The 22,642-nt window shown below is 68.7% G+C and carries 22 protein-coding genes and 1 pseudogene; 11 read left to right on the forward strand and 12 right to left on the reverse strand.

Annotated features, from left to right (window positions below; all coding sequences use genetic code 11):
• Positions 1-4: 4 nt before the first annotated feature.
• Together LFM09_RS05865 and LFM09_RS05870 are read right to left on the reverse strand one after the other, a co-directional pair.
• Entirely contained in the window at positions 5-877 is an 873-nt protein-coding gene (locus LFM09_RS05865) for an SDR family oxidoreductase (protein ID WP_414095235.1), read from the reverse strand.
• The gene (locus tag LFM09_RS05870; protein WP_414095236.1) at positions 877-1,602 is read right to left on the reverse strand and encodes an SDR family oxidoreductase; all 726 of its coding nucleotides are present in this window, start codon (positions 1,600-1,602) and stop codon (positions 877-879) included. The genes LFM09_RS05865 and LFM09_RS05870 overlap by 1 nt, the downstream gene beginning before the upstream one ends.
• Before the next feature lie 94 nt (positions 1,603-1,696).
• Between LFM09_RS05870 and LFM09_RS05875 the strand changes: the two genes are divergently transcribed.
• Complete coding sequence (locus LFM09_RS05875) at positions 1,697-2,368, forward strand: TetR/AcrR family transcriptional regulator (RefSeq protein ID WP_414095237.1); 672 nt, start codon at positions 1,697-1,699, stop codon at positions 2,366-2,368.
• 3 nt (positions 2,369-2,371) lie between these two features.
• Here the strand turns inward: LFM09_RS05875 and LFM09_RS05880 are convergent, their stop codons facing one another.
• The 3 genes and pseudogenes from LFM09_RS05880 to LFM09_RS05890 all read right to left on the reverse strand — a co-directional run bounded on the left by LFM09_RS05880 (position 2,372) and on the right by LFM09_RS05890 (position 4,455).
• Complete coding sequence (locus LFM09_RS05880; protein ID WP_414095238.1) at positions 2,372-3,118, reverse strand: NPP1 family protein; 747 nt, start codon at positions 3,116-3,118, stop codon at positions 2,372-2,374.
• Between the two features lie 160 nt (positions 3,119-3,278).
• Positions 3,279-3,536, reverse strand: a pseudogene (locus tag LFM09_RS05885) (5-methyltetrahydropteroyltriglutamate--homocysteine S-methyltransferase); the annotation flags it as partial.
• 97 nt (positions 3,537-3,633) lie between these two features.
• Complete coding sequence (locus tag LFM09_RS05890) at positions 3,634-4,455, reverse strand: siderophore-interacting protein (RefSeq protein WP_414095239.1); 822 nt, start codon at positions 4,453-4,455, stop codon at positions 3,634-3,636.
• Positions 4,456-4,533: 78 nt separating this feature from the next.
• Between LFM09_RS05890 and LFM09_RS05895 the strand changes: the two genes are divergently transcribed.
• Complete coding sequence (locus LFM09_RS05895; RefSeq protein WP_414095240.1) at positions 4,534-5,013, forward strand: hypothetical protein; 480 nt, start codon at positions 4,534-4,536, stop codon at positions 5,011-5,013.
• A 142-nt stretch (positions 5,014-5,155) separates the two neighbouring features.
• On the opposite strand, the gene LFM09_RS05900 is transcribed toward LFM09_RS05895, so the two are convergent.
• Complete coding sequence (locus LFM09_RS05900; RefSeq protein ID WP_414095241.1) at positions 5,156-5,512, reverse strand: MerR family transcriptional regulator; 357 nt, start codon at positions 5,510-5,512, stop codon at positions 5,156-5,158.
• A 47-nt stretch (positions 5,513-5,559) separates the two neighbouring features.
• On the opposite strand from LFM09_RS05900, the gene LFM09_RS05905 reads away from it, so the two are divergent.
• Genes LFM09_RS05905 through LFM09_RS05925 form a run of 5 tightly spaced genes read left to right on the forward strand, consistent with a single transcriptional unit; the run spans position 5,560 to position 9,925 of the window.
• Positions 5,560-6,066 carry a hypothetical protein gene (locus tag LFM09_RS05905; protein WP_414095242.1) on the forward strand — a complete coding sequence of 169 codons (507 nt, stop codon included), beginning with the start codon at positions 5,560-5,562 and terminating at the stop codon, positions 6,064-6,066.
• A gap of 8 nt (positions 6,067-6,074) precedes the next feature.
• Positions 6,075-7,520, forward strand: coding sequence for an argininosuccinate synthase (gene argG / locus LFM09_RS05910; protein ID WP_414095243.1), 1,446 nt, complete (start codon positions 6,075-6,077; stop codon positions 7,518-7,520).
• Between the two features lie 60 nt (positions 7,521-7,580).
• Positions 7,581-8,327 carry a hypothetical protein gene (locus LFM09_RS05915; protein WP_414095596.1) on the forward strand — a complete coding sequence of 249 codons (747 nt, stop codon included), beginning with the start codon at positions 7,581-7,583 and terminating at the stop codon, positions 8,325-8,327.
• Complete coding sequence (locus tag LFM09_RS05920; protein ID WP_414095244.1) at positions 8,327-9,046, forward strand: DUF1963 domain-containing protein; 720 nt, start codon at positions 8,327-8,329, stop codon at positions 9,044-9,046. Before LFM09_RS05915 ends, LFM09_RS05920 begins: the two co-directional genes overlap by 1 nt.
• 48 nt (positions 9,047-9,094) lie before the next feature.
• Positions 9,095-9,925, forward strand: a complete 831-nt coding sequence (locus LFM09_RS05925) for a macrolide 2'-phosphotransferase (protein ID WP_414095245.1) — start codon at positions 9,095-9,097, stop codon at positions 9,923-9,925.
• Here LFM09_RS05925 and LFM09_RS05930 read toward each other — a convergent pair.
• Positions 9,876-11,255 carry an MFS transporter gene (locus tag LFM09_RS05930; RefSeq protein ID WP_414095246.1) on the reverse strand — a complete coding sequence of 460 codons (1,380 nt, stop codon included), beginning with the start codon at positions 11,253-11,255 and terminating at the stop codon, positions 9,876-9,878. The genes LFM09_RS05925 and LFM09_RS05930 overlap by 50 nt on opposite strands.
• 82 nt (positions 11,256-11,337) lie before the next feature.
• Between LFM09_RS05930 and LFM09_RS05935 the strand changes: the two genes are divergently transcribed.
• Positions 11,338-12,246, forward strand: coding sequence for a LysR family transcriptional regulator (locus LFM09_RS05935; RefSeq protein WP_414095247.1), 909 nt, complete (start codon positions 11,338-11,340; stop codon positions 12,244-12,246).
• On the opposite strand, the gene LFM09_RS05940 is transcribed toward LFM09_RS05935, so the two are convergent.
• Complete coding sequence (locus LFM09_RS05940) at positions 12,215-13,063, reverse strand: LysR family transcriptional regulator (protein WP_414095248.1); 849 nt, start codon at positions 13,061-13,063, stop codon at positions 12,215-12,217. The genes LFM09_RS05935 and LFM09_RS05940 overlap by 32 nt on opposite strands.
• 69 nt (positions 13,064-13,132) lie before the next feature.
• On the opposite strand from LFM09_RS05940, the gene LFM09_RS05945 reads away from it, so the two are divergent.
• The 3 genes from LFM09_RS05945 to LFM09_RS05955 all read left to right on the forward strand — a co-directional run bounded on the left by LFM09_RS05945 (position 13,133) and on the right by LFM09_RS05955 (position 17,105).
• The gene (locus LFM09_RS05945; protein ID WP_414095249.1) at positions 13,133-13,993 is read left to right on the forward strand and encodes an EamA family transporter; all 861 of its coding nucleotides are present in this window, start codon (positions 13,133-13,135) and stop codon (positions 13,991-13,993) included.
• A gap of 25 nt (positions 13,994-14,018) precedes the next feature.
• Positions 14,019-16,019, forward strand: a complete 2,001-nt coding sequence (locus tag LFM09_RS05950; protein WP_414095250.1) for a neutral/alkaline ceramidase — start codon at positions 14,019-14,021, stop codon at positions 16,017-16,019.
• A gap of 153 nt (positions 16,020-16,172) precedes the next feature.
• Complete coding sequence (locus LFM09_RS05955; RefSeq protein ID WP_414095251.1) at positions 16,173-17,105, forward strand: alpha/beta hydrolase; 933 nt, start codon at positions 16,173-16,175, stop codon at positions 17,103-17,105.
• 1 nt (position 17,106) lies between these two features.
• Here the strand turns inward: LFM09_RS05955 and LFM09_RS05960 are convergent, their stop codons facing one another.
• Genes LFM09_RS05960 through LFM09_RS05975 form a run of 4 tightly spaced genes read right to left on the reverse strand, consistent with a single transcriptional unit; the run spans position 17,107 to position 22,617 of the window.
• Complete coding sequence (locus tag LFM09_RS05960) at positions 17,107-17,934, reverse strand: hydrolase (RefSeq protein ID WP_414095253.1); 828 nt, start codon at positions 17,932-17,934, stop codon at positions 17,107-17,109.
• 33 nt (positions 17,935-17,967) lie between these two features.
• Positions 17,968-18,375, reverse strand: a complete 408-nt coding sequence (locus tag LFM09_RS05965) for a hypothetical protein (RefSeq protein ID WP_414095254.1) — start codon at positions 18,373-18,375, stop codon at positions 17,968-17,970.
• A gap of 6 nt (positions 18,376-18,381) precedes the next feature.
• Positions 18,382-19,233 carry a universal stress protein gene (locus LFM09_RS05970; protein WP_414095255.1) on the reverse strand — a complete coding sequence of 284 codons (852 nt, stop codon included), beginning with the start codon at positions 19,231-19,233 and terminating at the stop codon, positions 18,382-18,384.
• Between the two features lie 54 nt (positions 19,234-19,287).
• The gene (locus LFM09_RS05975; RefSeq protein ID WP_414095256.1) at positions 19,288-22,617 is read right to left on the reverse strand and encodes a CARDB domain-containing protein; all 3,330 of its coding nucleotides are present in this window, start codon (positions 22,615-22,617) and stop codon (positions 19,288-19,290) included.
• Positions 22,618-22,642 lie beyond the last annotated feature (25 nt).

The following is a 22,642-nucleotide window of genomic DNA, read 5'->3' on the forward strand; positions in this document are numbered from 1 at the left end:
GAACTCAGATCAGGTCAGCCAGGTCCACCCGCCGGAGGAGCTCGCTGCGCACCCGGTCCGCCACCCCGTTCACGACCTCGGCACCGTCGTTGGACGGGTCGATGTGCACGCGGAACGGAGGCTTCGAAGCGCCGACCACGTCCACGATCGCGTCCGCGACCGCGCCGACGTCCGCCCACGAGGGCTCCAGCTCGGCCAGCTTGCCGGCCACCTGCTCCATGAGGCCGGGGTAGAACTCCTCGTAGGCCTTGGCCACATCGGCGTCGGCGGGGGTGCCGCTGTGCGCGAAGTGGTTGGTGCCGTGGGTGAACGCGCCCGGCACGACGATCGTGGTCTCGATGCCGAACCGCAGCAGCTCGGCGCGGTAGGAGACCGCGACGGCGTCCATCGCCGCCTTGGCCGCGAAGTACGGCGCCAGGTACGGGGGAGTGCCGCCGCGCGTCGAGGAGGAGCCCACCCAGACGACGTGACCCGAGTGCTGCGCACGCAAGTGCGGCAGGGCGGCGCGGTTGACTCGTTGTGTGCCCAGGACGTTCACGTCGTAGAGCGCGGCGTACTGCTCGGGCGTGAAGGCCTCGGCCGGGCCGGTGACCATGTGGCCGGCGTTGTGCACGACCACGTCCAGGCGACCCTGTTCGGCGATGATCAGCTCGACAGCCGCGTCCGCGGACTCCTGCGACTGCACGTCCAGCTCGACGGCGTGGACGTCGAAACCGCCCGAGGCTCCGAACGCTCCCAGGTCGGCGACCGCGACGGCGTTGCGGCCGGTGGTCGCGCGCATTCCGGCGTAGACGGTGTGCCCGGCGCGAGCCAGCGCACGCACAGTCAGTGCTCCGAAACCGCTTGATGCTCCCGTGACAACGATGACCTTGCCCATCAGATGATGCCTCCGTTCGCACGAACAACCTGACCGTTGATCCAGCGGGCCGGGCCCGCCAGGAAGGAGATGACCTCTGCGATGTCGTCGGGGGTGCCGAGGCGCTCCAGCGGCGCCTGCTTCGCGAGGTTGTCGATCGTCGCCTCGTCCTTGCCGTCCAGGAACAACGCCGTGGCGGTGGGGCCGGGGGCGATGGCGTTCACGGTGATGTCGCGGCCGCGCAGCTCGCGGGCCAGGACCAGGGTCAGCGCCTCGACGCCGCCCTTCGACATCGCGTAGGCGCCGTACTGGGGGAACCGCAGGCCGACGACCGACGACGAGACGTTGACCAGGGCGCCGCCGTTGCGCAGGCGGCGTGCGGCCTGCTGGGACACGACGAACGTGCCGCGGGCGTTGGTGCGCATGATGCGGTCGAAGACGTCGAGGTCCATGTCGGCGACCGTGCCCAGCGGCATGATGCCCGCGGAGTTCACGACGACGTCCACGCCGCCGAAGGTCTCGACAGCGAGGTCGAAGGCGGACGAGAGAGCCGCCTCGTCGGCCACGTCGGCCTGGGCGGCGATGGCCTGGCCACCGTTCGCCTCGATCTCCTCGACGGCCTTGTCGGCCTCGACCTCGTTGCCGGCGTAGACGATGACGACGGCCATGCCGTCCGCGGCGAGACGCTCGGCGGCGGCGCGCCCGATGCCCCTCGATCCGCCGGTGACGATCGCAACCCGAGTCATTTCGATGCTCCCTAGCTGGTGTTTCCGTCGCTAACGCCAATAACGTAGCACCGATTCTGAAACAGTGCTACCCCTCATCTGTTATCGTCGTTACATGGACACGAGAGAGCGGTTGGTGCAGGCAGCGGCCGACCTGTTGATCGAGGGCGGCAAGGACGCGGTCTCCACGCGGGCGGTGGCCGCGGCGGCCGGTGTGCAGGCGCCGACGCTGTACCGGCTGTTCGGCGACAAGGACGGCCTGCTGGACGCGGTCGCGGCCTACGGCTTCTCCGACTACCTCGCGACCAAGCACGCGATGGGCGCCAGCGACAACCCGGTCGACGACCTGCGTCGCGGGTGGGAGCTGCACATCGGGTTCGGCCTCGCGCGGCCCGCGTTCTACCTGCTGATGTACGGCGAGCCGCGCAAGCGTGAGGCGCGGCTGGAGGCGGACGCGATGCTCCGCGAGATCATCGGCCGCATCGCGGCGGTCGGCCGGTTGACGGTTCCGGTCGAGCAGGCCGCGGAGTTCGTGCACGCGGCGGGCATGGGCGTCGTGCTGTCGCTGATCGCGACGCCGGAGGAGGAACGAGACCTGGGGCTGATCACGTTCTCGCGCGAGCAGGTGATCAGGGCGATCACGACGGACGTCTCACCGGACGAGCCGACGGACATCCCGAGCCGTGCGATCGCACTGCGCGCCGCACTGGAAGAGGACCCGCCCCTGATGCTGTCTCCAGCGGAACGGGCCCTCCTGGCCGAGTGGCTTGATCGCGTGGCTAAGTGAGCCTCACGCGTTGGGATCGAACGGAATCCCGGCCGGCTTGGCGATGCCCAGGTTGTAGTTGAACGCGCTGTCCTTGATCGCCAGCGACGCGCTGCCGAAGTTCGCGTTCACCAGGATGTCGCGCACCCCGGCCGGGAACCGGTCCCAGCTGACCAGGTCGGGGTACTGGTAGACCCCGTAGTGGTTCTCCGCCTGCTCGCCCGCGTTCGCGAGTCGGAAGCAGTGCGTGCTGGCGCCGTCCTTGTGGTAGATGATCTTCGGGTGGGTGCCTTCCCACTGCACGTTCGCACGCGGGTGGGTCTTGTACTTGCCGTGCTCCGACGTCGAGACGTACTGCGCGACGTCGTTCTGCACCCACACGATCACGTGCTCGATGTCGTGGCGGTGGCCGCAGCAGTCCCAGCCCGGCACGGCCTGGTCCTTCTCGAAGTACAGGTCGTACAGGTAGGCGCACCAGCCGTTGTTGCACTTGGAACGGCTGTAGGAGTTGGTGTTGTCCAGGTCGGACCGGTCGTGGCAGTTGCCGTTGAGAGCGCCCGAGTTCTTCAGGCCCGGCGCCACCTGTCCGCTCGGCGAGATCGCCGGCGTGGGGTAGCAACCGTCGCCGTCGTAGTCGAACGCCGGCTGCCACTTGCCGTCCTCCGCCGCGTAGTTCGCGGGGATGGCCTGCGGCGGGTCGGCGAGCGCGATGCCGGGGAACAGGGCGGTGATCAGGAGTGCGCCGGCCAGCGCGGGTAGGAGTTTCCTCAACAGTGGCCTCGATTCCGTGGCAGGGGGAGCGGAGAGGCTTGCGAGGCAGAAGGTGGTACATGAACCACCTTCACGTCCAGCTAGTTGGCCAAATCTTTGCCGTACCGGGAATTTAACAACCCCGAGACGGAATCGATCACGTCCCGGGGTCGCGCTCTCATCAGTCCAGGTAGGCCCGCGTGCGGGCAGCCGCGGCGACAAGATTTCGCAACGCGGGCTCCACCTCGGCGTAACCGCGAGTTTTGAGCCCGCGGTCGGGGTTGATCCACAAACGTTCACCTGGCGCCGGGCGCACTGCTTCGGTGATCAGCGAAACGATGTCGTCTTCGTTCGGCACCAACGGGGAGTGGATGTCGTAGGCGCCAGGACCGATACCGCGCGAGAAGTCCGGGCACTCCAGAATCTCCATCCTGGACCGGCCACGTCACCGAGTTCTTCGCCGTCGGCACGGCGGTGTGGTCGCTCAGGGACGACCACACCATTCCGGTGCCGCAACTGGTGCAGGGACTGGACTCCTAGAACCGGGCCGAGCCGACCTTCCAGTAGCCGCTGAACATGATCGCCTTCCGGTCCACCCCGCGATCCTTCACCAGGTGCCGGCGCACCCCGGTGGCCAACGCGGACTCGCCGCACGCCCACGCGTAGTCCACACCGGACAGTGCCTTGTCCTGGATCGCCTTCAGCACCGCGGAACCCGGCTCGGCGTCCCCGCGGAACACCCACTCGGCCTCCAGGTCGACGCGGTACGACTCGTCCGGCACCTCTACGAACACCTGCAACGGCCGCGTCTCCACTTCAACGATCGCGGCGAGCGCGGGCAACGCCGTCTCGTCGGCCGCGAGCAGAACCGAGCCGTCCGACGGTGGCCGATAAGCCGAACCACCCGCCCGGAAGCCTGCCTTGTCGCCTGCGACGGCACGGCGAGCCCACCGCGTGCCGGGGCCGGCGTCGCCGTGCACCACGAAGTCGACGTCGATCTCGGCCACGTCGGTGCGGTGCGCGCGGACTGTGTACCAGCGCAGGTCGGGCCGCACGTCCTCGGGCATGGCGCGCAACGAGGTGCGGACGTTGATCCGGTCGTCGGCGGGCATCACGAGCTCGCGGCCGGTCGCCATCAGCAGGCCGAAGTACTCGTCCGGGCCCGTCACCGCGAAGGAGGCGAACTCCGGCGCGTGGAAGGTCACGCGGCGCATGTGGTCGCTGAGCTCGGTGACCGCGGTGACGGTCATGACGAACTGGTCGAAGACCTCGCGGCGGTTCGCGGGAGCCATCACCAGCTCGGCGACCTTGGTGGCGGCCTTGATCGTGAACCTGTCGAGGGCGGAGTAGCGCGGCATGCCCAAAACCTAACACCTTTGGTTAGGCTTACCTAACATCCCGCGCGGAATCGTGAGGGCGGCGGCAGACTGGGCCGCATGTTTCCCAGGACCGCGCGGGAACGGTGGTGGTGCGCCGATCCGGAGCTCAAGAACCGGAGTCAGGCGATCGGGTTGCGGCTCGCCATCGCGTACCACGAGCAGGACGCCGAGGGCGTCGAGCAGCTGCTGCCGGCCGACGAGGACGAGATCCGGTTGGTCATGGGCTCGCTGGAGCAGGGTCTGCTGGCGCTCAACCAGGTCTACCCGCCCGGTCCGCCGGACGAGGTGTGGGAACGCGTCACCCCGATCATCGACGCCGCCGCGCCCAAGGGTGTCGCGCCACGTACGCGCGCGCTCCTCGCGGCGATGTCACACGCCATGTACAACGCCACGCTCGGCGAGGTCTACGAACGCAAGGAGCAGGATCCGTACACGGGTGCGCACCTGTTCGCGGCCATCACAGCGATGCGCGCCGATGAGCACGAGGGCAGCATCCAGCGCATGTTGGACAAGGTTGAAGAGCTGGAGAAGGCCTGACCCTCTGTCCTAGCCCCCGCCGCGTCGATCACGTCGATCACGCACGCACGCACGCATGCGGGCGGGCATGCATGCGGGCGGGCATGCAGGTGGCGGGCATGCAGGATGTGGCAGCGGAGCTGGAGAAGGCCTGACCCCTGTCCTAGCCCTCCGCCGCGTCGATCACGTCGTCGAGCACCGCACGGGTGTTGTGCAGGTCGGCGATCATCTGGTCGATCCGCACCCGTTCCTTCTTGAGGTCCTCGACCAGCAGCGGGGTCGCGAGCTCGGACGGCCCGCCGTCCCGGTCGCGCATGCACGGCAGCATCAGTGCGATCTTCTTGCTGGGCAGACCGGCTGCGAACAGCTCCTGGATCCGGATCACCCGGTCCACCGCCGCTTCGGAGTACTCGCGCTGGCCACCGGCCGTGCGCGTGGAGGCCAGCAGGTCCTGCTGCTCGTAGTAGCGCAACGACCGTTCGCTCACGCCTGTGCGTCGCGCGAGTTCGCCGATCTTCATGTTCACCCCTTGAACCTGACACTGATGTCAGCTCCTACCGTCCCGGCATGACGCACAACACGCAAGCCGCTTACGTCCTCCTCGACATCACGAACGCCCACGGCTGGCGCGACTACAGCGCCCGGATCGGCATCTGGCACACCATCGACGCACTCGACCGCAACGGCATCCGCGCCACTGTGCCGCTCACTCGCGCCGCCGTCGAGCAGTACCCGCAGATCATCGCGGCCGGGCAAGCACGCGGCTGGGCGTGGCTCGCGGCAGAACACGAAGCGGTCGAGGCGATCGAAAGGGTGACCGGAACCAAGCCGCGCGGCTGGTCGGGGCCCGCACCGGCGCCACCGGGACTCGCCTACGAGGCCAGCGAACTCGACGCGCGGCCCGTGGTGCTGCGGCCGTTCGAACGGGGCCGGCCGCTGCGCTACAAGTACCTCGACCAGACCCTGGCCCGCCTCGCGGCCGAGGCGGATCTGTGGCTCACTACCAGCGACGACATCGCTGAGGCGCAAGTAACAGGCACCCCGATGTGCATGCTCATACATTGTCGTGCATAATTCTCAACGTGTCCAAGGTGCTCACTTCACTTCCCGCCGGCGAACGCGTCGGCATCGCCTTCTCAGGTGGTCTCGACACCTCCGTCGCGGTCGCGTGGATGCGTGAGAAGGGCGCAGTGCCCTGCACGTACACCGCGGACATCGGCCAGTACGACGAGCCGGAGATCGAGACCGTCCCAGGCCGCGCCGGCACGTACGGTGCCGAGATCGCGCGCCTCGTCGACTGCCGTGCCGCGCTCGTCGAGGAGGGGCTCGCGGCGCTGGCGTGCGGCGCGTTCCACATCCGTTCCGGCGGCCGCGCGTACTTCAACACCACGCCGCTCGGGCGCGCGGTGACGGGCACCATGCTCGTGCGCGCCATGCTCGACGACGACGTGCAGATCTGGGGCGACGGCTCCACCTACAAGGGCAACGACATCGAGCGGTTCTACCGCTACGGCCTGCTCGCGAACCCGTCGCTGCGGATCTACAAGCCGTGGCTCGACGCGGCGTTCGTGACCGAGCTCGGTGGCCGCAAGGAGATGTCCGAGTGGCTGCTGGAGCGTGACCTGCCCTACCGGTCGAGCGTCGAGAAGGCGTACTCGACCGACGCGAACATCTGGGGCGCGACGCACGAGGCCAAGTCGCTGGAGCTGCTCAACGAGGGCATCGAGATCGTCGAGCCGATCATGGGCGTGAAGTTCTGGGACCCGAGCGTCGAGATCGCGACCGAGGACGTGACCATCGGCTTCGACCAGGGCCGCCCGGTCACCATCAACGGCAAGGAGTTCGGCAGCGCCGTCGACCTCGTGCTGGAGGCGAACGCCATCGGCGGCCGCCACGGTCTGGGCATGTCCGACCAGATCGAGAACCGCATCATCGAGGCCAAGAGCCGCGGCATCTACGAGGCGCCCGGCATGGCGTTGCTCTACATCGCCTACGACCGGCTCGTGAACGCGATCCACAACGAGGACACCGTCGCGTCCTACCACAACGAGGGCCGCAAGCTCGGCCGGCTGCTGTACGAGGGCCGCTGGCTCGACCCGCAGTCGCTGATGCTGCGCGAGGCGCTGCAGCGCTGGGTCGGCTCCGCGATCACCGGCGAGGTCACGCTGCGGCTGCGCAGGGGCGACGACTACTCGATCATCGACACGTCCGGCCCGGCGTTCAGCTACCACCCGGACAAGCTGTCGATGGAGCGCACCGAGGACTCGGCGTTCGGCCCGGTCGACCGCATCGGCCAGCTGACGATGCGCAACCTCGACATCGCGGACTCGCGCGCCAAGCTGGAGCTCTTCGCGGGCCTCGGCATGGTCGGCACTCGCCAGTCGGCGCTGATCGCCGCCCAGGTCGAGCCGACGAAGCTGATCGGCGACGTGCCGGACGGTGGCGCCGAGGTCATCGCCTCGCGCGGTGAGGTCTCCGCGGCCGACGCGCTGCTCGACGCCGCGGCAATCGAGTCGGGAACGGACTGATTTGGCCGCTTCCGGCCCCTTCGCAGGGGCCGGGAGCTAGCCTCGTATGTCGTGTCGATCATGGGGGAGTGGGCCCGGCCCGCAGTTCGTCTGCATCCGGTTCAGGGCGAACCGGGGGTGACCGAGAGCCACATCGGCGGGCCGTTGCTGTGGCCGGCCGACGAGCCGTGGCCGTGGTGTGACGGCAGCAAGCACGACGAGGGCCTCACCATCCTCCCCGCCGACAGCTTCGGCGTACCCGTACCTCTCGTTGGCGCCGTGCAGCTCTACCGGCGCGATTTCCCGGAACTGCCCTACCCGGATGGCACCGACCTCCTTCAGGTGTTGCTGTGCCCGTTGGAGCACATCGACGAGGAGATCGACCACTTCGGGCCGTGCGTGCAGCTGTTCTGGCGCTCGTCGGCCGTTGGCGATGTTCTGGCTGATGTACCTCAACCTGCGGTGTTCGAGCCGCAGTACCGCTCACGGCCGTGCGCACTGCACCCGTGCCGGATCGTCGAGTACCCGATGGGCGACGAACAGCCCGTGGGGGCGGGGGACTGGCCGCCGGTCGCGAACGGCAGCAAGGTCGGCGGCTGGGCGTTCTGGTGGCAGACCTCCCCGTACGGCTTGGAATGCCCCACCTGCGGGACGGACCGGCGCCTTCTGCTAGCTCTTTACACCCATGAGGAACCCGAGAAGGAACTGTGTTCCTGCGAGGTCGCGGAACGCGCGGTCGTCGGGTGGGAGTTCGGCCGGGAGGGCGCTTTGAACGTGTTCGCGTGCACACAGGACGTGCGGCACCCGATCAAGCTGCACATCGACTGATGGCGGCGAAAGAGGACTTCGCGCGCCCAGCCGTGCTGCTGAACCCGCGCGAGGGAGAACCGACGGACGCCGACAGCCACATCGGCGGGCCGATGCTGTGGCCGATCGACGAGCCGTGGCCGTGGTGCGACGGCAAGCAGCACGACGACATCAACGCGACCTCGCTCGCGGTGGGTGTGGGGATGCCGTTCGTCGGAGTTGTGCAGCTGTACCAGCGGGACTTCCCGGAGTTGCCGTTCCCTTCCGGCACGGATCTGCTCCAGGTGTTCCTCTGCACGCTGGAACACACTCTCGACGACTGCTACGGCCCGGACGTGCGCCTGGTGTGGCGTGACTCCACGACGGTGGTCGAGCTGATCGAGGAGGAGCCCGAACCGCCGGTGCAGGAAGAGATCTACGTGCCGACGGTCAACGTGCTGGAGCCGATCCGGTTCACCGAGTACGCGCACTCGTTCGACCGCCCGGCGGACCTGCGCGACGCGGACTGGCCGGAGACGTCGAGCGGGTCGAAGATCGGCGGGTGGACGTGCTGGTGGCAGTCCGGTCCGATCGAGTTCCGGTGCCCTGAGTGCGACTCGGTGCAGCAGCAGATGCTGTCTCTGGCGACGAGCGAACCCTCTGGCGAGGACGTCGAGTGGGCGTTCGGGCGGGACGGGAACCTGAACATCCTGGTGTGCCAGAAGGATGTGCGGCACCCGATCCGGTTGTGGATCGACTGATGGAGGAGTACGCGCGACCGGACGTGACTCATCAGATCAGGCTGCACAATGACTGACCTCCGGGAGTTCGCCGTTTCGCTGGAGTTGCGGCCGGGGTCGTTGATCGACTCCGGCGGCGACTTCCTGGTGCTGCACGCTCAGGACGCCGCCGGTGACGCGTGGATCCTGCGGCAGCCTCGCCGCGAGTGGGCGTTGCAGCGCATGGGTCCGGAACGCGCGCTCCTCGACCTCGTCGCGGACCGGGTGCCGGTTCCGGTGCCGCGCTGGCGTCCGGACGTCGCCGACGTGGCCGTCTACCGTGCGCTGCCCGGCGCCAGCCCGGACGAGCCGGAGGAGGAGTACTTCGAGGACGTCGCGCGGTTTCTGGCTGCCCTGCACGCGATCCCGCTGGACGAGGCGGCGTTGACGGGCGTCCAGGTGCGCACGCCCGACCAGATCCGTGAGATCGTCGCGCTGAAGATCCACCGCGCGCGGACCGAGCTGGGCCTGTCGGACGTGTTGTGGCGGCACTGGCAGGCGTGGCTCGAGGACTCGACCTGGCCGCCGCACTCGGTCGTCGCGCACGCGGACATGTCCCCGGCCAACACGTTGGTGGACAACGGAAAGCTGTCCGGAGTGATCGACTGGACCGACTCGCTGGTGGGCGACCCCGCGGCCGACTTCCGGCGGCTCGTGAAGCAGTTCGGGCGGCTCGACTCGTTGCTCGACGCCTACGAGCGGCACGGCGGGCGGGTGTGGCCGGGGATGAAGCGGCACATCGAGGAACGCAGCCGGATGGCGCCGATCGACTCCGGGCTGTACGGCATCGACTCCGGTCAGGACCGCTACGTCAGGACCGCCTTGGAGCGGCTAGCGCTGCTAGACCAGCCAGGAGCATGAGCAGGATCCCGGCGAACCACGTCATGACCGTGGTGGGGTCGAGGTAGCGCGTCGCGAGGCCGATCGACAGCGACGGCACGCTCAGCCCGAGGTAGGCGATGAAGAACAGGCCTGCCAACGCTTCTCCGCGGTTGGCCGGTGCCGCCATCCGCGCGACGGCCCCGATCGAGGCCTTGAACTGCACGCCCGCGCCGATGCCGGCGATCGCGCCGCCCGTGATGAACACCGGGAAGCTCGTCGCGTACATGCCCGCGACGACCAGCAGCACGCCGATGGCCTGCGCTGTGAGGCCCGACGTGCGCAAGGCTTGCAGGGACAGGCCACCGGTCACGCTCTGGGCCAGTGCCGCGCCGCCGAACACGATGAAGACGACCAGCCCGGCCAGTGTCCGTGACGGGTGGTGCAGCTCGCCCGCCACGAACCCCGGCGAGACGGACGTGAAGACACCGAACACCGCGAACGCGCTGAACGCTCCCGCCCCGGCCGCGAGGTAGCCGGTGCCGTGGTCGCCGCTGATCCGTTGTGGACGGTAGGGGACCTGGTGGCGGGTCACGGTTTCCGGGGACAGGGCCACCGCGGCGATGCTGATCACGAGCAGCACTGCCAGCACCACGTACGGGGTGCTGAGCGGGGCGTCCACGTACTGCGCGAGCACCCCGGCTACCAGCGCGCCGAAGCCGAGGCCGCCGATGTTCGCCGCGGTCGACACGATCTCGAAGCGACGCGGCGAGGCACCGGGGCGGTGGTGCGCGTGCAGGTCGTGGAGGTAGGCGGTGGCGGTCGCGGCGATCAGGCCGACGCCCAGGCCGTTGATCACGCGGGCCGTGATCAGGACCGGCAGCGCGGTGCTGCTGAGGAACAGCAGGGCGGACAGCAGTTCCAGGCCGAGGGCGGGGATGAGGACGGCCTTGCGGCCCACCCAGTCCGAGATGTGGCCGGCCAGCAGGAGGCTGATCACGACGCCGACCGCGAACGCCGCGAACACGACGGTGATGGTGAAGGTGGAGAAGCCTTCGCGGGCGACGTAGAGGGGGAAGAGCGGGGAGGGGACGGTGGAGTAGGCCATCGCGATGAGGAAGGTGGCGGCGATGGCCCAGAAGGCTGCGCCGTGGCGGCGGCTGGGCGGGGCAGGGGCGGTCGCGGCGTGGCCGGTGGTGGTGGGCGCGGTGGCGGCGTGGCCGGTGGCACCAGGCCCGGTGGCAGCGTGGTTGGTGGTGGTGGGCGCGGTGGCGGCGTGGCCGGTGGTGGTGCGCCCGGTGGCACCGGGCCCGGTGGCACCAGGCCCGGTGGCCGCGGCGCCGGAAGCCGGCGGGGACAGGCGGAGTGGCATGTGACCACCCTCCGTGCCTTGATGCATCACGTCCAACGAAAGTTGAAGCTCATGATCATCACTTTCTGAGATACTTGCTGGTGTGGACCTCCGCCAGCTGGAGTACTTCGTCGCGATCGCCGAGGAAGGCAGCTTCACCCGAGCCGCCGCCCGTGTGCACGTCGTGCAGTCCGCCGTCTCCGCGGCCATCAAGACCCTCGAACGCGAACTCGGCGCCACCCTCCTCGACCGCAACTCCAAGCGAGTCCTGCTGACCGACGCCGGCGAGGCCCTCCTGCCGAAAGCCCGGGCCGTGCTGGATGCCGCAACCGAAGCCGAAGACGCCGTGGCGGAGGTCAAGGGCGGGTTGAGAGGCACGGTCAGGCTCGGCACCCTGACCTCGATGACGTTGATCGACCTGCCGGCCCTGCTCGGAGAGTTCCACCGCAGGCACCCCGGAGTGCTCGTCCGCACCAGCGCGGCGACCTCGGGTTCGCAAGGCCTCGTCGAGCAACTGCTGGACCGCAGACTCGACCTCGCGTTCGCCTCGCTGCCGGGCGAGGTGCCGGACGGGATCATCCTCGACGAACTGGCCCACTCGGTGATGGACCTGGTCGTCCCCAGCGATCACCCGCTGGCCCGACACCAGGAAGTACCCATCGGGGACCTCGCCGGACTGGACTTCATCGACTCACCGCTCGGCTACGGCAACCGGGCCGTGGCGGACCGTGCGTTCGCCGCAGCCGCCGTACCCAGACGAGTCACCCTGGAGATGTCCGACATCTACACCGGCGTCGACTACGTCCGGCACGGCCTCGGCGTGGCCCTGCTGCCCAACTACATCCTCGGCGACACCGAGAACATCACGACCCTGACAGTGACCGGCGCCGACCTCAGGTGGCCACTCGGGCTCGCCAGGCCCGCCGACCGCACGCCCACCGCGGCGGCCAGGGCGTTGATCGCGGTCGTGCACGAGATCTTCACGCGCGATAAGCGTCGCACGCCAGCGTGACCAGGTCTCCCAGGAACTGGGGCGGCTGGTCCTTCCACCACGCCAGCCACACCGCGATCGGCGGCGCGTCCTTCACCGCGCGGTAGGCGACGCCGGGCCGCGGGTTCAGGCTCGCGGTGGCCTCGGACGTCATGCCGACGGCCTGTCCGGCCGCGATCAGCGTCAGCCACTCGTCGACGCCGTACGTGTTGCGCACGACGGCAGGCGCGGCACCGGGCTGCCACAGGTCCAAAGTGGTCGTTCCGGTCCGGTCGTCCACCGCGATGCCGTAGCGGGAGAAGTCGGCCAACGACAAGGAACGCTTGCGCGCCAACGGGTTGTCCGTCGCGACCACGCCGTAGCGCCGTTCGGTGCCCAGCAAAGCCGTCTCGAAGAGTGGATCGTCCAGGGCGCGCCGCACGACCGCGACGTCGGCGGTGCCCTCGGCGAGGCCGGCGGTCAGCGAGTTCGACTGGACGAACACCAGTGGCAGCCCGGGATGTGCCGCGGCCCAGGCCTTCTGGACACGGCGGGTGTGCTTGCCCAGCGCGGCCCAGGCGTAGCCGATGCGCAGCTCGGTCTGCGACGACGAAGCGATCCGCCGCAGGTGCGCGACCTCGTCCAGCACCCGGCGCGCGCTGGCGAGCACCTGCGTACCGGCGACCGTCAGGGCGACGTGCCGCGTGGACCGCTGCAGGAGCCGCACGCCCAAAGAGGCTTCCAGCGCGGCGATCGCGCGGGACACCGACGCCTGGGTGAGGTCGAGCTCGCGCGCCGCGTCGGTGAACGTGCCCGCGTCCACGACCGCGACGAACGCCCTCAACTGCCGCAGATCCATACGTGCAGCGTATAGCCGAAACGACCAATGCATTTCCCGTATCAACGACGCAGACGCAGGCTGGGCGACATGAAGAGCCTCGGTGGATTCGCGACGATCACGGCGAGCGCCGCCAGCAACCAGCTCGGTGCGGCCGTGGGTGCGCACGCGTTCGCCGCCATCGGCCCGGCCGGCGTGGTGGCGGTGCGGCAGTTCGTGGCGGCCGCGGTCCTGCTCCCGATGGCCCGGCCGAACCTGCGAAGATTCACCTGGGCGCAGTGGTGGCCGACGATCGCGCTGGGCCTGGTGTTCGCCACCATGAACCTCAGCCTCTACATGGCGATCGACCGCATCGGTCTCGGGCTCGCCGTCACGCTGGAGGTCCTCGGCCCGCTCGCGGTCGCCTTGGCGGGCTCGCGAACCCGCCGCGACATCCTCTTCGTGCTGATCGCGGCCGTGGGCGTGTACGTGCTCGTGCTGCCGGGTCCCACCAGCGACTACTTCGGCGTCGGACTCGGTCTGCTGGCCGCCGGCTGCTGGGCCGCCTACATCCTGCTCAACCGGCTGGTCGGTCAGCGGCTGCCCGGTCTGCAGGCGCCCGCCGTCGCGACCGCGATGTCCGCGACGCTCTACGTCCCGGTCGCGGTGCTGCTGGTTCTGCACGGGAAACTGACCGGGATGTCGATCCTGTACGCGATCGGCGCGGGCGTTTTCTGCAGCGTCGTGCCCTACGCGGTGGATGTTATCGCTCTCAGGAAAGTTCCTGCGCGCCTGTTCGGACTGGCGATGAGCGTTCACCCGGTGCTCGCGGCACTGGCCGGGCTCGTGGTGCTGGGGGAGCGGCTGGAGCTGCACCACTGGGCCGGAATCTTGCTCGTGGTCACCGCCAACGCACTCGCGGTGACTTGCTCGAAGTGGTCTGGATCACCTACCGTTCAACCCGAAATGTGAATCCAATTCACTTAGCGGGGTGTCCATGCGGACCAAAATCTTGACGGTCGTCGCCGCCTTGGCAGGAGCCGCGCTGGTCAGCGGCCCGTTCGCGTGGGCAGAACCCGAGCCCTACCTCGTCGGCCGCGGCATCTCGGACGTCACCGGCCCGGCCGCCGAGAACGGCATGATGGGCTACTCCAAGTTCGACCAGAAGACGACGGGCATCCACCAGCGACTGCGGTCGCGGGCCTACGTCGTGGTCGACCGGGCGTCGAACAAACGGGTCGCGTACGTCAACGCCGACCTCGCGATGATCTTCCGCGCCGTCCAGGAGGGCGTGCTCACCAAGCTGCAGGCCAAGTACGGCAGCACCTACACCCGCGAGAACCTGCTGCTGTCCGCCACGCACACGCACAGCGGCCCCGGCGGCCAGTCGCACAACCTCGCCTACAACCTGTCGATCCTCGGCATGCAGCCCCAGGCGCTCGCCGCCGTGGTCGACGGCATCACCGAGTCGGTCGTCGAGGCGCACGAGGACCTCAAGCCCGGTTCGATCAGCCTCGGGTTCGGCGAGCTCACGAACGCGTCGGTGAACCGGTCGCGCGTCGCGTTCGACAAGAACCCGGACAAGGGCGCGTTCCCCGCCGGCATCGACCCGCAGATGACCGTGCTGAAGTTCAGGCAGTCCGGCAACGACGTCGGCGCGATCAGCTGGTTCGCCACGCACAACACGTCGATCACCAACGCGAACACGCTGATCAGCCCGGACAACAAGGGTTACGCGGCCTACCAGTGGGAGCACGACGACAAGGGCGTGCGGTACCTGGACAACACCGCGGGCTTCGTGGCGACGTTCGCGAACACCAACGCCGGCGACATGTCGCCGAACCTCAACCTGAAGCCCGGTTCCGGCCCCACCGACAACGAGTTCGAGAACGCCCGCATCATCGGCGAGCGGCAGAACCGCAAGGCACAGGAGATCTACAACGGTCCGCAGACCGCGGTCTCCGGCGGGGTCGACTCCCGGATGCGGTTCGTGGACATGTCGGCCGTCCAGGTCGAGGGCAAATACATGTCCACCGGTCAGTCCGGCACGACGTGCTCCGGAGTTGTCGGCGCGTCGACGATCGCGGGCAGCGTCGAGGACGGCCCGGCGATCCCCGGCTTCTCCGAGGGCATGCAGTCGCCGTGGAAGAAGCTGTTCGAGCCGCTGCAGATGGAGGTCCCGCAGTGGCTGCGGGACTGCCAGTTCCCGAAGGCCTCTTTGGTGCCAACGGGTCTGATCGGTGCGACGCCGAACATCGTGCCGATGCAGATCGTCCGCATCGGACAGCTGCACCTCATCGCGATGCCGGGTGAGGTCACGATCACCGCGGGCCTGCGCATTCGCAAGACCGTCGCGGCCGAGCTCGGTGTGCCGGTGCAGAACGTCCTGATCCAGGGCTACGCCAACGACTACAGCCAGTACGTCACCACGCCGGAGGAGTACGACTCGCAGCAGTACGAGGGCGGCTCGACCCTCTTCGGCCGCAACACCACGCCCGCGTACCAGCAGGAGATGGGCAAGCTCGCGGCGTCGATGAAGGCGGGTTCCGCTCTGCCCGCCGGCCCGAACCCGGGCAAGCCGCCGTTCACCGACATCAACCTGCAGACCGGTGTCGTGCTCGACGACAAGCCCGCGGACAAGAAGTACGGCGATGTCCTGTCGGCGCCGAAGGCGTCCTATGCGCGCGGTGAGACCGTCACGGCCGTGTTCGTCACCGGGCACCCGAAGAACAACCTGCACCGCAACCACACCTTCCTGGAGGTGCAGCGGCAGGTGAACGGCCAGTGGCAGCGCGTCGCCGATGACGGTGACTGGTCCACGCGCTACAAGTGGGAACGGGTCGGCATCGCGTTCTCGAACGCCACGATCACCTGGCAGATCCCGGCGGACACGCCCGCGGGCACCTATCGGATCGTGCACCACGGCGACGAGAAGAGCGGCTGGACCGGAAGGATCACCGGCTTCACGGGAGCGACAGCCGGTTTCACGGTGGGCTGACGTCCACCCCTCGCTTCGGCCCTCGTCGACTGGTTTCGGCGAGGGCTGAAGCTATTCCCGGCACGAGTGAGGCGACAGTTACGTTGTGCACGATTTAATCGCGTACTAGCTTTCATGGCATCGGACCTGAAGGACCAACCTGAAGGAGCAGCCATGAAGCGCCCAGTTCTCGAGCCCGCCGCCGCCGAGTTCGCCGCCGCCACCGCGCAGCCGCCGTTCCTGTTCGAGATCGCCCCGGAGGAGGGCCGCAAGGCCGTCGACGACGTGCAGTCGGGCGAGATCGAGAAGCCCGAGGTCGACGAGCAGTGGGTCGAGCTCGACGGCTTCAAGATCCGCGTGGTCAAGCCGGCCGGCGTCACCGGCGAGCTCCCCGTCATCCTCTACATCCACGGCGCGGGCTGGGTGTTCGGCAACGCCCACACCCACGACCGCCTGGTCCGCGAACTGGCGACGAAGGCCCAGGCAGCCGTCGTGTTCCCCGACTACTCGCTCTCGCCCGAGGCCCGCTACCCGGTCGCGATCAACCAGAACTACGCCGCCGCCCGGTGGATCACCACCAACGGCAAGGAGTTCGGGCTGGACGCGGCACGGATCGCGGTCGCCGGTGACTCGGTCGGCGGCAACATGGCAGCGGCATTGACCTTGCAGGCCAAGGAACGCGGCGACGTCGCGCTGAAGGCCCAGGTGCTGTTCTACCCGGTGACCGACGCGAACTTCGACACCGACTCGTACCTGCAGTTCGCCGAGGGCTACTTCCTGCGCCGTGACGGCATGCAGTGGTTCTGGGACCAGTACACGACGAACCCGGTGGAGCGCGCCGAGATCACCGCGTCACCGCTGCGGGCCACCACCGAACAGCTCTCCGGTCTGCCGCAGGCGCTGGTCATCACCGCCGAGGCCGACGTGCTGCGCGACGAGGGCGAGGCCTACGCGGACAAGCTGCGCGAGGCCGGTGTGCCCGTCACCGCCGTCCGGTACGCCGGCGCGATCCACGACTTCGTGATGCTGAACGCGTTGCGAGGCACGCACGCCGCCGAGGCCGCGATCAACCAGGCGGGAGCGTTCCTCCGCGACGCGCTCAAGTGACTCACCCCAGGTGGTCGTTCGCTCCGCTGACCCACGCGATGTAGCGGTCGGCGGAGCGGCGCACGGCGCCCTTGGCGTCGACGAGGATCGCGCCGTCCAACAGGCTGTAGAGGCGTTCGTACGCATGGGGTTCGAGCCGCTCGACGATCCGCCGCACCAGCCCGGCGGACAGCGGGATCCGGTTCGGGTAGCTGCGCATGAACGTCACCCAGCCGGTGTCCGGAACCGGAACCATCGTGTCCCCGACCAGCAGGGTGCCTTTCCCGTCGGCTCCGGACGCGATGTGCGCGACCGAGGCGCCGGGGAAGTGGCCGCCGGCTTCGACGAGGGTCACTCCGGGCAGGACCTCCTCGGTGCCGGACCACTCGCGGATCACCGGGTCCTCCCGCTGGACCCACTCGCGGTCGGCGGAGTGCACCAGGACCGGGACACCGCCGAGTTCGTGGCTGAGGCTGACCTGGGAGCCGTACATGTGCGGATGGCTCGCCACGATCACCGCGGCCCCGCCCAGTTCGGCGATCTTGTCGAGCAGCGGCTGGTCGACGACGTTGGGCGGATCCCACAACAGGTTGCCCTCGGGCGTTTGCACCAGGTGGGTCCGCTGGCTGATGCCGAACCCGGGCTCGCGGTGCAGCACGTGCAGGCCGGGCTCCAGCTGTTCGTGCACCAGCACGTGGCCTTCAGCGGCCAGCTTGCCGAGCGTCGTCCACACCTGGCCGGACGCGGGCACCCATTGGCGGTCGTCGGTGCAGATGCGGCAGTCGGCTGCCGGCGGCCGGTCGCCGCCGGGATGTTCGACGCCGCACGTTCCACAGATCCAGATCGTCATGATCGGATTCTTGAACCTGCAGTTAGCTGGAGGTCAAGAACCCACGCGCTGAGTCTTCGTCACCGCGAACGGCGTGCCCTGCTGGCAGGTGGTCATCTGGTCCGGCTGGGCACGTCCGGTCACCTCGATCTCGGCGCCCGCGACCGCGATCGCGGGGTCGGCGCCGAGCAGCAGGTACTGCGCGGTGCCGGTGTCGAGGATCAGACAGCCCGACTCGACGCCGCCCGACACCGTTCCGCGCACGGTCATCCCCGGCTCCAACGCCCGTGACGGCGTGGGCGTGGGCGTGATCGGCGTGGACGACGGTGGCAGCGGAGCCGGTAGGTCGGGCGTGGACGTGTCGGACGACGGCGAGCTGGACGCCGGAGCCTGGGGCGGCGCCTGTTGCGCGCCGCACGAAGCCAGCATCAGGCACAGGAGCACGGCCGTTAACCCGCGCATCTCACGTCACCTCCGGTGGACCACCGCGACGGGACACGCCGCGTGGTGCAGCACAGCGTGGCTTACCGAGCCGAGAATTGCACGCTTCACCGCGCCACGGCCGTGACTGCCGACGACGACGAGTGCCGCGCCATCGGCCGCCTGGAGCAACGCGCGGGCCGGAGCGTCGAACGCGACCTCCTGGGCCACGTGCACCTCGGGGTGGCGGGAGCGGTGCGGCGCGAGCTGTTCGTCCAGCACCTTGGAGAGGTCGACGCGGACGTGGTCGAAGTCCGTCTCGGGCAGTTCGGCCCAGCCGACGTCGTTCCACGCGTAGATGGCCAGCAGCTCACGGCCGTGGCGGGCGGCGGCGGCGAAGGCGAACTCGATCGCGTCGGTGGAGGTCTCGGACCCATCGACACCGACGACTACGCGCCCGTCCAACGGTCCGGAGCGGGTGACGACGACGGGCCGGCCGCCGATCGACACGAGTTCGGCGGCGGTGGAGCCGAGGAACATCTCGGCGATGCCGGTGCGGCCGGACGAGCCGAGCACGAGCAGATCGCCGGGTTCGCCGGCGAGGACGTCGACCGGCCGGCCGAGGCGGACGTGCGTGTCGACCTGGAGGCCGGGCCAGCCCTGCTTGATCTCGGCGGCCAGCTCGGCGAGGTGGTCCTCGGCAGCGCGGCTCATCGTCTCCTCGGTGACGAACTCGGGCACCGGCATGGACATCGGGGTGAAGACGGGTTCGGGAAGGGGCGCTCGGACCGCCTGGACGACCTGCAGGGCCGAGCCGCACCGGGAAGCCTCCTCAGCGCCCCAGAGCACCGCCCGCCTGGCCAGATCGGAGCCGTCGAAACCCACCACGACCGTGGACATGAGAAACCACCTCCGGCCAGGGGATACCCAGCCGGAGGTGGCTCTAAATGTGATCTACGAGATGACGAACTGGGTACCTGGCTCGCGGACGATGTCGCCGTCAGCGGAGTTGGTGATCACGACGTTCGTCAGACGGGCCGAACCCCTGGCCTGCGCCATCGCGAGGATGCCCGCGCCGTTGTTGGACTTGTCGATGCGGACGTTGGTGATCTGCACGTCCGGCATGCCGCTACCGCCGCCCTTGAACTGGATCCCGTCATAGGTCGAGTCCAGGATCTCGGTGTCGCGGATGACGACGCCCGGGATCGCCAGGTTCTGAGAGAACAGCGTGATGGCGCCGAACTCCTGCGCCTCACCCCAGAACGCGCCACCCGTGCGGTGCAGGGCGTTGTTGGCGAGCAACGTCGTGCCGCCGAACGGCAACGGGTCGTGGTCGGTCGCCAGCATGATGCCGGGGTAGTTGGCCGTGTCGGAGATGATGTTGTTCTCCGCGCGGTTGTTCGCCCCTCCGTAGATGGCGATTCCGTTGGCACGCCACGGCAACGCGATCGTGTTGTTGAGGAAGGCGTTGCCACTGCCGACGTCGACGTTCTGGTCCTTCACGTACTTCGACGCCCACACCGCCAGTGCGTCGTCGCCCGTGGTGCGGAACGACGAGTTGAACACCGTGGAGTTGCGCGTGCCGTTGGTGAAGTTGATGCCGTCGGCGTAGGTGTCGCGGATGCGCAGGCCGCTGAACTGCAGACCGTCGCCGGGGTTCCAGCGGTCCGGCAGGTTCGTGTAGTCGCGGCCGACCCAGACACCGACGTTGGCGTGCTCGATCCACACGTTGGTGATCTTCGTGTTCTTGCCGAAGCGGCCGTTGAGACCGACACCGCCTTCAGCGCCGCCGTCGCCGCCGCGGATCCGGCCGGAGCCGAAGATCGCGATGTCGGAGATCTGCGTGCTGTCGTCGATGTCGAACCCGAAGTTGCCCTCGTGCGGGTGGTTGATCGTGCCCGCGTCCTGCGGCTGGGTCAGCGAGAACAGCTGCGAGTGCCACATGCCGGCGCCGCGGAGGTTCACGTTGCGGATGCCGACCTGGTTGTGGCCGCCGCTGTTGAACACGGTCAGGATCTTCTTCTCCTGGCGGAACTTTCCTTCCGGGATCCAGACGCAGGGGATCTCGCCGTTCTGGTCGGCGGTCACCGCGCGCTGGATCGCGTCCGCGTCGTCCGTCTGGTCGTTCGCAGTGGCACCGTACTGCGTGATGGACACGCACTCGGACGGCTTCTGCGCGGCGGGCGCGACCTGCTCCAGGTCGATCAGGTCGATGACGTAGAACTGCGCGTTGTCACCGGAGTCGCGCTGGAGCTTGAACCGGGTGCCCGCCGGGTAGGAGTTCGCGAGCAGTTGCGACGACTCGTCGAACAGCCTGCGGGCGTCGCCGCCCGGCCGGTTCGTGAGGCCCTCTGGGTCGTCGGTCGTGCCGTAGAGCCAGCTGTGGCGCGACGACAGGGTCAGCTTCTGCACGAACTGGTCGTTGGCGTACAGGCTGATCGTCGCCTCCTGGCCGCCACCGGCCGCGGCGTCCGGGATCGAGTTGCGCACGACGATCGAATTCGTGCTGACCGTCGAGGTGATCTCCACGAACTGGCCCTGGCTGTTCAGCCGCACCGACTTGCGGCCGCTGGACTCGCTGCCGAAGTTGGTGTGCCCGAACGTCCGCTTGGCGTCCGCCTGCAGCAGTTCGCCCTGGTAGCGGCCCGCTTCCGCTTCGTAGCTCGTGAACGGAACCGATGCGCCGCGTCCGACCACAATGGACTGGGTCGCGGTGTTGTTGTTCTCGTTGGTCTCCGCGACCTGCCCCGTGGCGTCGGCGGTCGCAGTGGCCGTGACGCCGCCGTTGGTGGCGGTCCAGGAACCGACGTTGACCGTCACGGTCTGTCCCGCGTTGATGGCTGCGGTGTTGGCGGTCAACGTGCTGCCGCCCACGACCACGCGGGTCACCGATGCGCCCGCTGCCGACGTGCCGCGGTTGTTGACCTGCACGGCGAACGTCACCTGCTGACCTGCCGCCGGGGACGACGGGTTCGGCGTGATGCCGGTGATCTGCAGGTCAGGGCCTGGTGCCTGGCCGACGACCAGGGGAGAGCCGGAGGTGAAGGTGTTGTTGCCCTCGTTCGTTTCCGCGACCTGGTTGGCCGGGTCGACGGTGGCTGCGGCCGCGTAGGAGCCTGCGGCCTTGCGGCCCGCGTCGACGGTGACGGTGGTGGTGGCGCCGGGGTTCAGTGCCCCGACCTGGGCCGTTCCCGCTGAGGTGCCGCCGAGCGTGACGTTGGCGGTGGTGGCGCCGGACGCGACCGTGCCGCCGTTGCGGACCGTCGCGGTGAGCCTGATCGCGTCGGCCTCGCTCGGGCTGGCCGGGGTCCACGTCAGGTTCGTGACGGTCAGGTCAGGCGCCGGTGCGGCCGAACCGAACACCTGGAACTCGGCGACCTGACCACCGGGTGCGCCGGTGTTGGAGTAGAAGTGCAGACGCACGTCCGCTGCCCGGCCGCTGACCGGGATCGTGACGCTGTTGCCCGTGGCCGGATCGAAGCGGTGGTCCGCCCGTGCTTTCAGGGTCCCGAACGCGGTGCTGCTGGATTCCCGGCCCAGCACCTCGAAGTTCTGCGTGCGCGCGCCCCAGACCGGGTCCGGGTTGAGCTTCACGACGACCGAGGTGACGTCCGCGTTCGAGCCGAGCTTCACCGTGAGGTGACCGGGGAGGCCGTTGGACTCCCAGTAGGTGCCCAGGTTTCCGTCGACGGCGTTACCGGGCAAGAAGTTGTGGACGTGACCGGACTCCTCGACGGGCTTTCCGGCCGCGAGGTTGTCACCGGCGGGCGGCGGGTCGACCGGTCCGGACTCGCCGTGCACCTCGAACTCGCTGAGCTGACCCGCGGGCCAGCCGGTGTTCGCGGTGATCGTGACGCGGACGTACCGGACACTCGTGGCCGCGAAGTCCAGCGTCACCGTGTTGTTCGACGCCGGTGAGAACACCCGGCCGCTGGAACCGGAGATGTCGCTGAACTGCGAGCCGTTCTGACTTCCTTGCACGGCAAGGGTCTGCGTGCGCTGCTCCCAGTTCGAGGGCAGGCGCAGCACGACCTTGCTGACGTCCTTCGCGGCGCCGAGATCGGCCTGGATCCACTGCGGGAACACGTTGTTCGTGCTCTCCCAGTAGCTGCCCTGGTTGCCGTCACCGGCGTTGCCAGGGCCGTACGGGCCGTTGTTGCTGGACGAGGTCAGGTTCGCCGACAGTCTGACGACCGCGGCTCCTGCCGTTGGTGTCAATCCGAACAGTGCCAGTGCGGTTACGAGCGCAGCGCTCACCGCACGCTTCAAGAGCGCGTTCTTCATTTTGAATTGTCCTCACACGGCAGGG

This window comes from Lentzea alba (assembly GCF_047445655.1).
GTDB lineage: Bacteria > Actinomycetota > Actinomycetes > Mycobacteriales > Pseudonocardiaceae > Lentzea > Lentzea alba_A.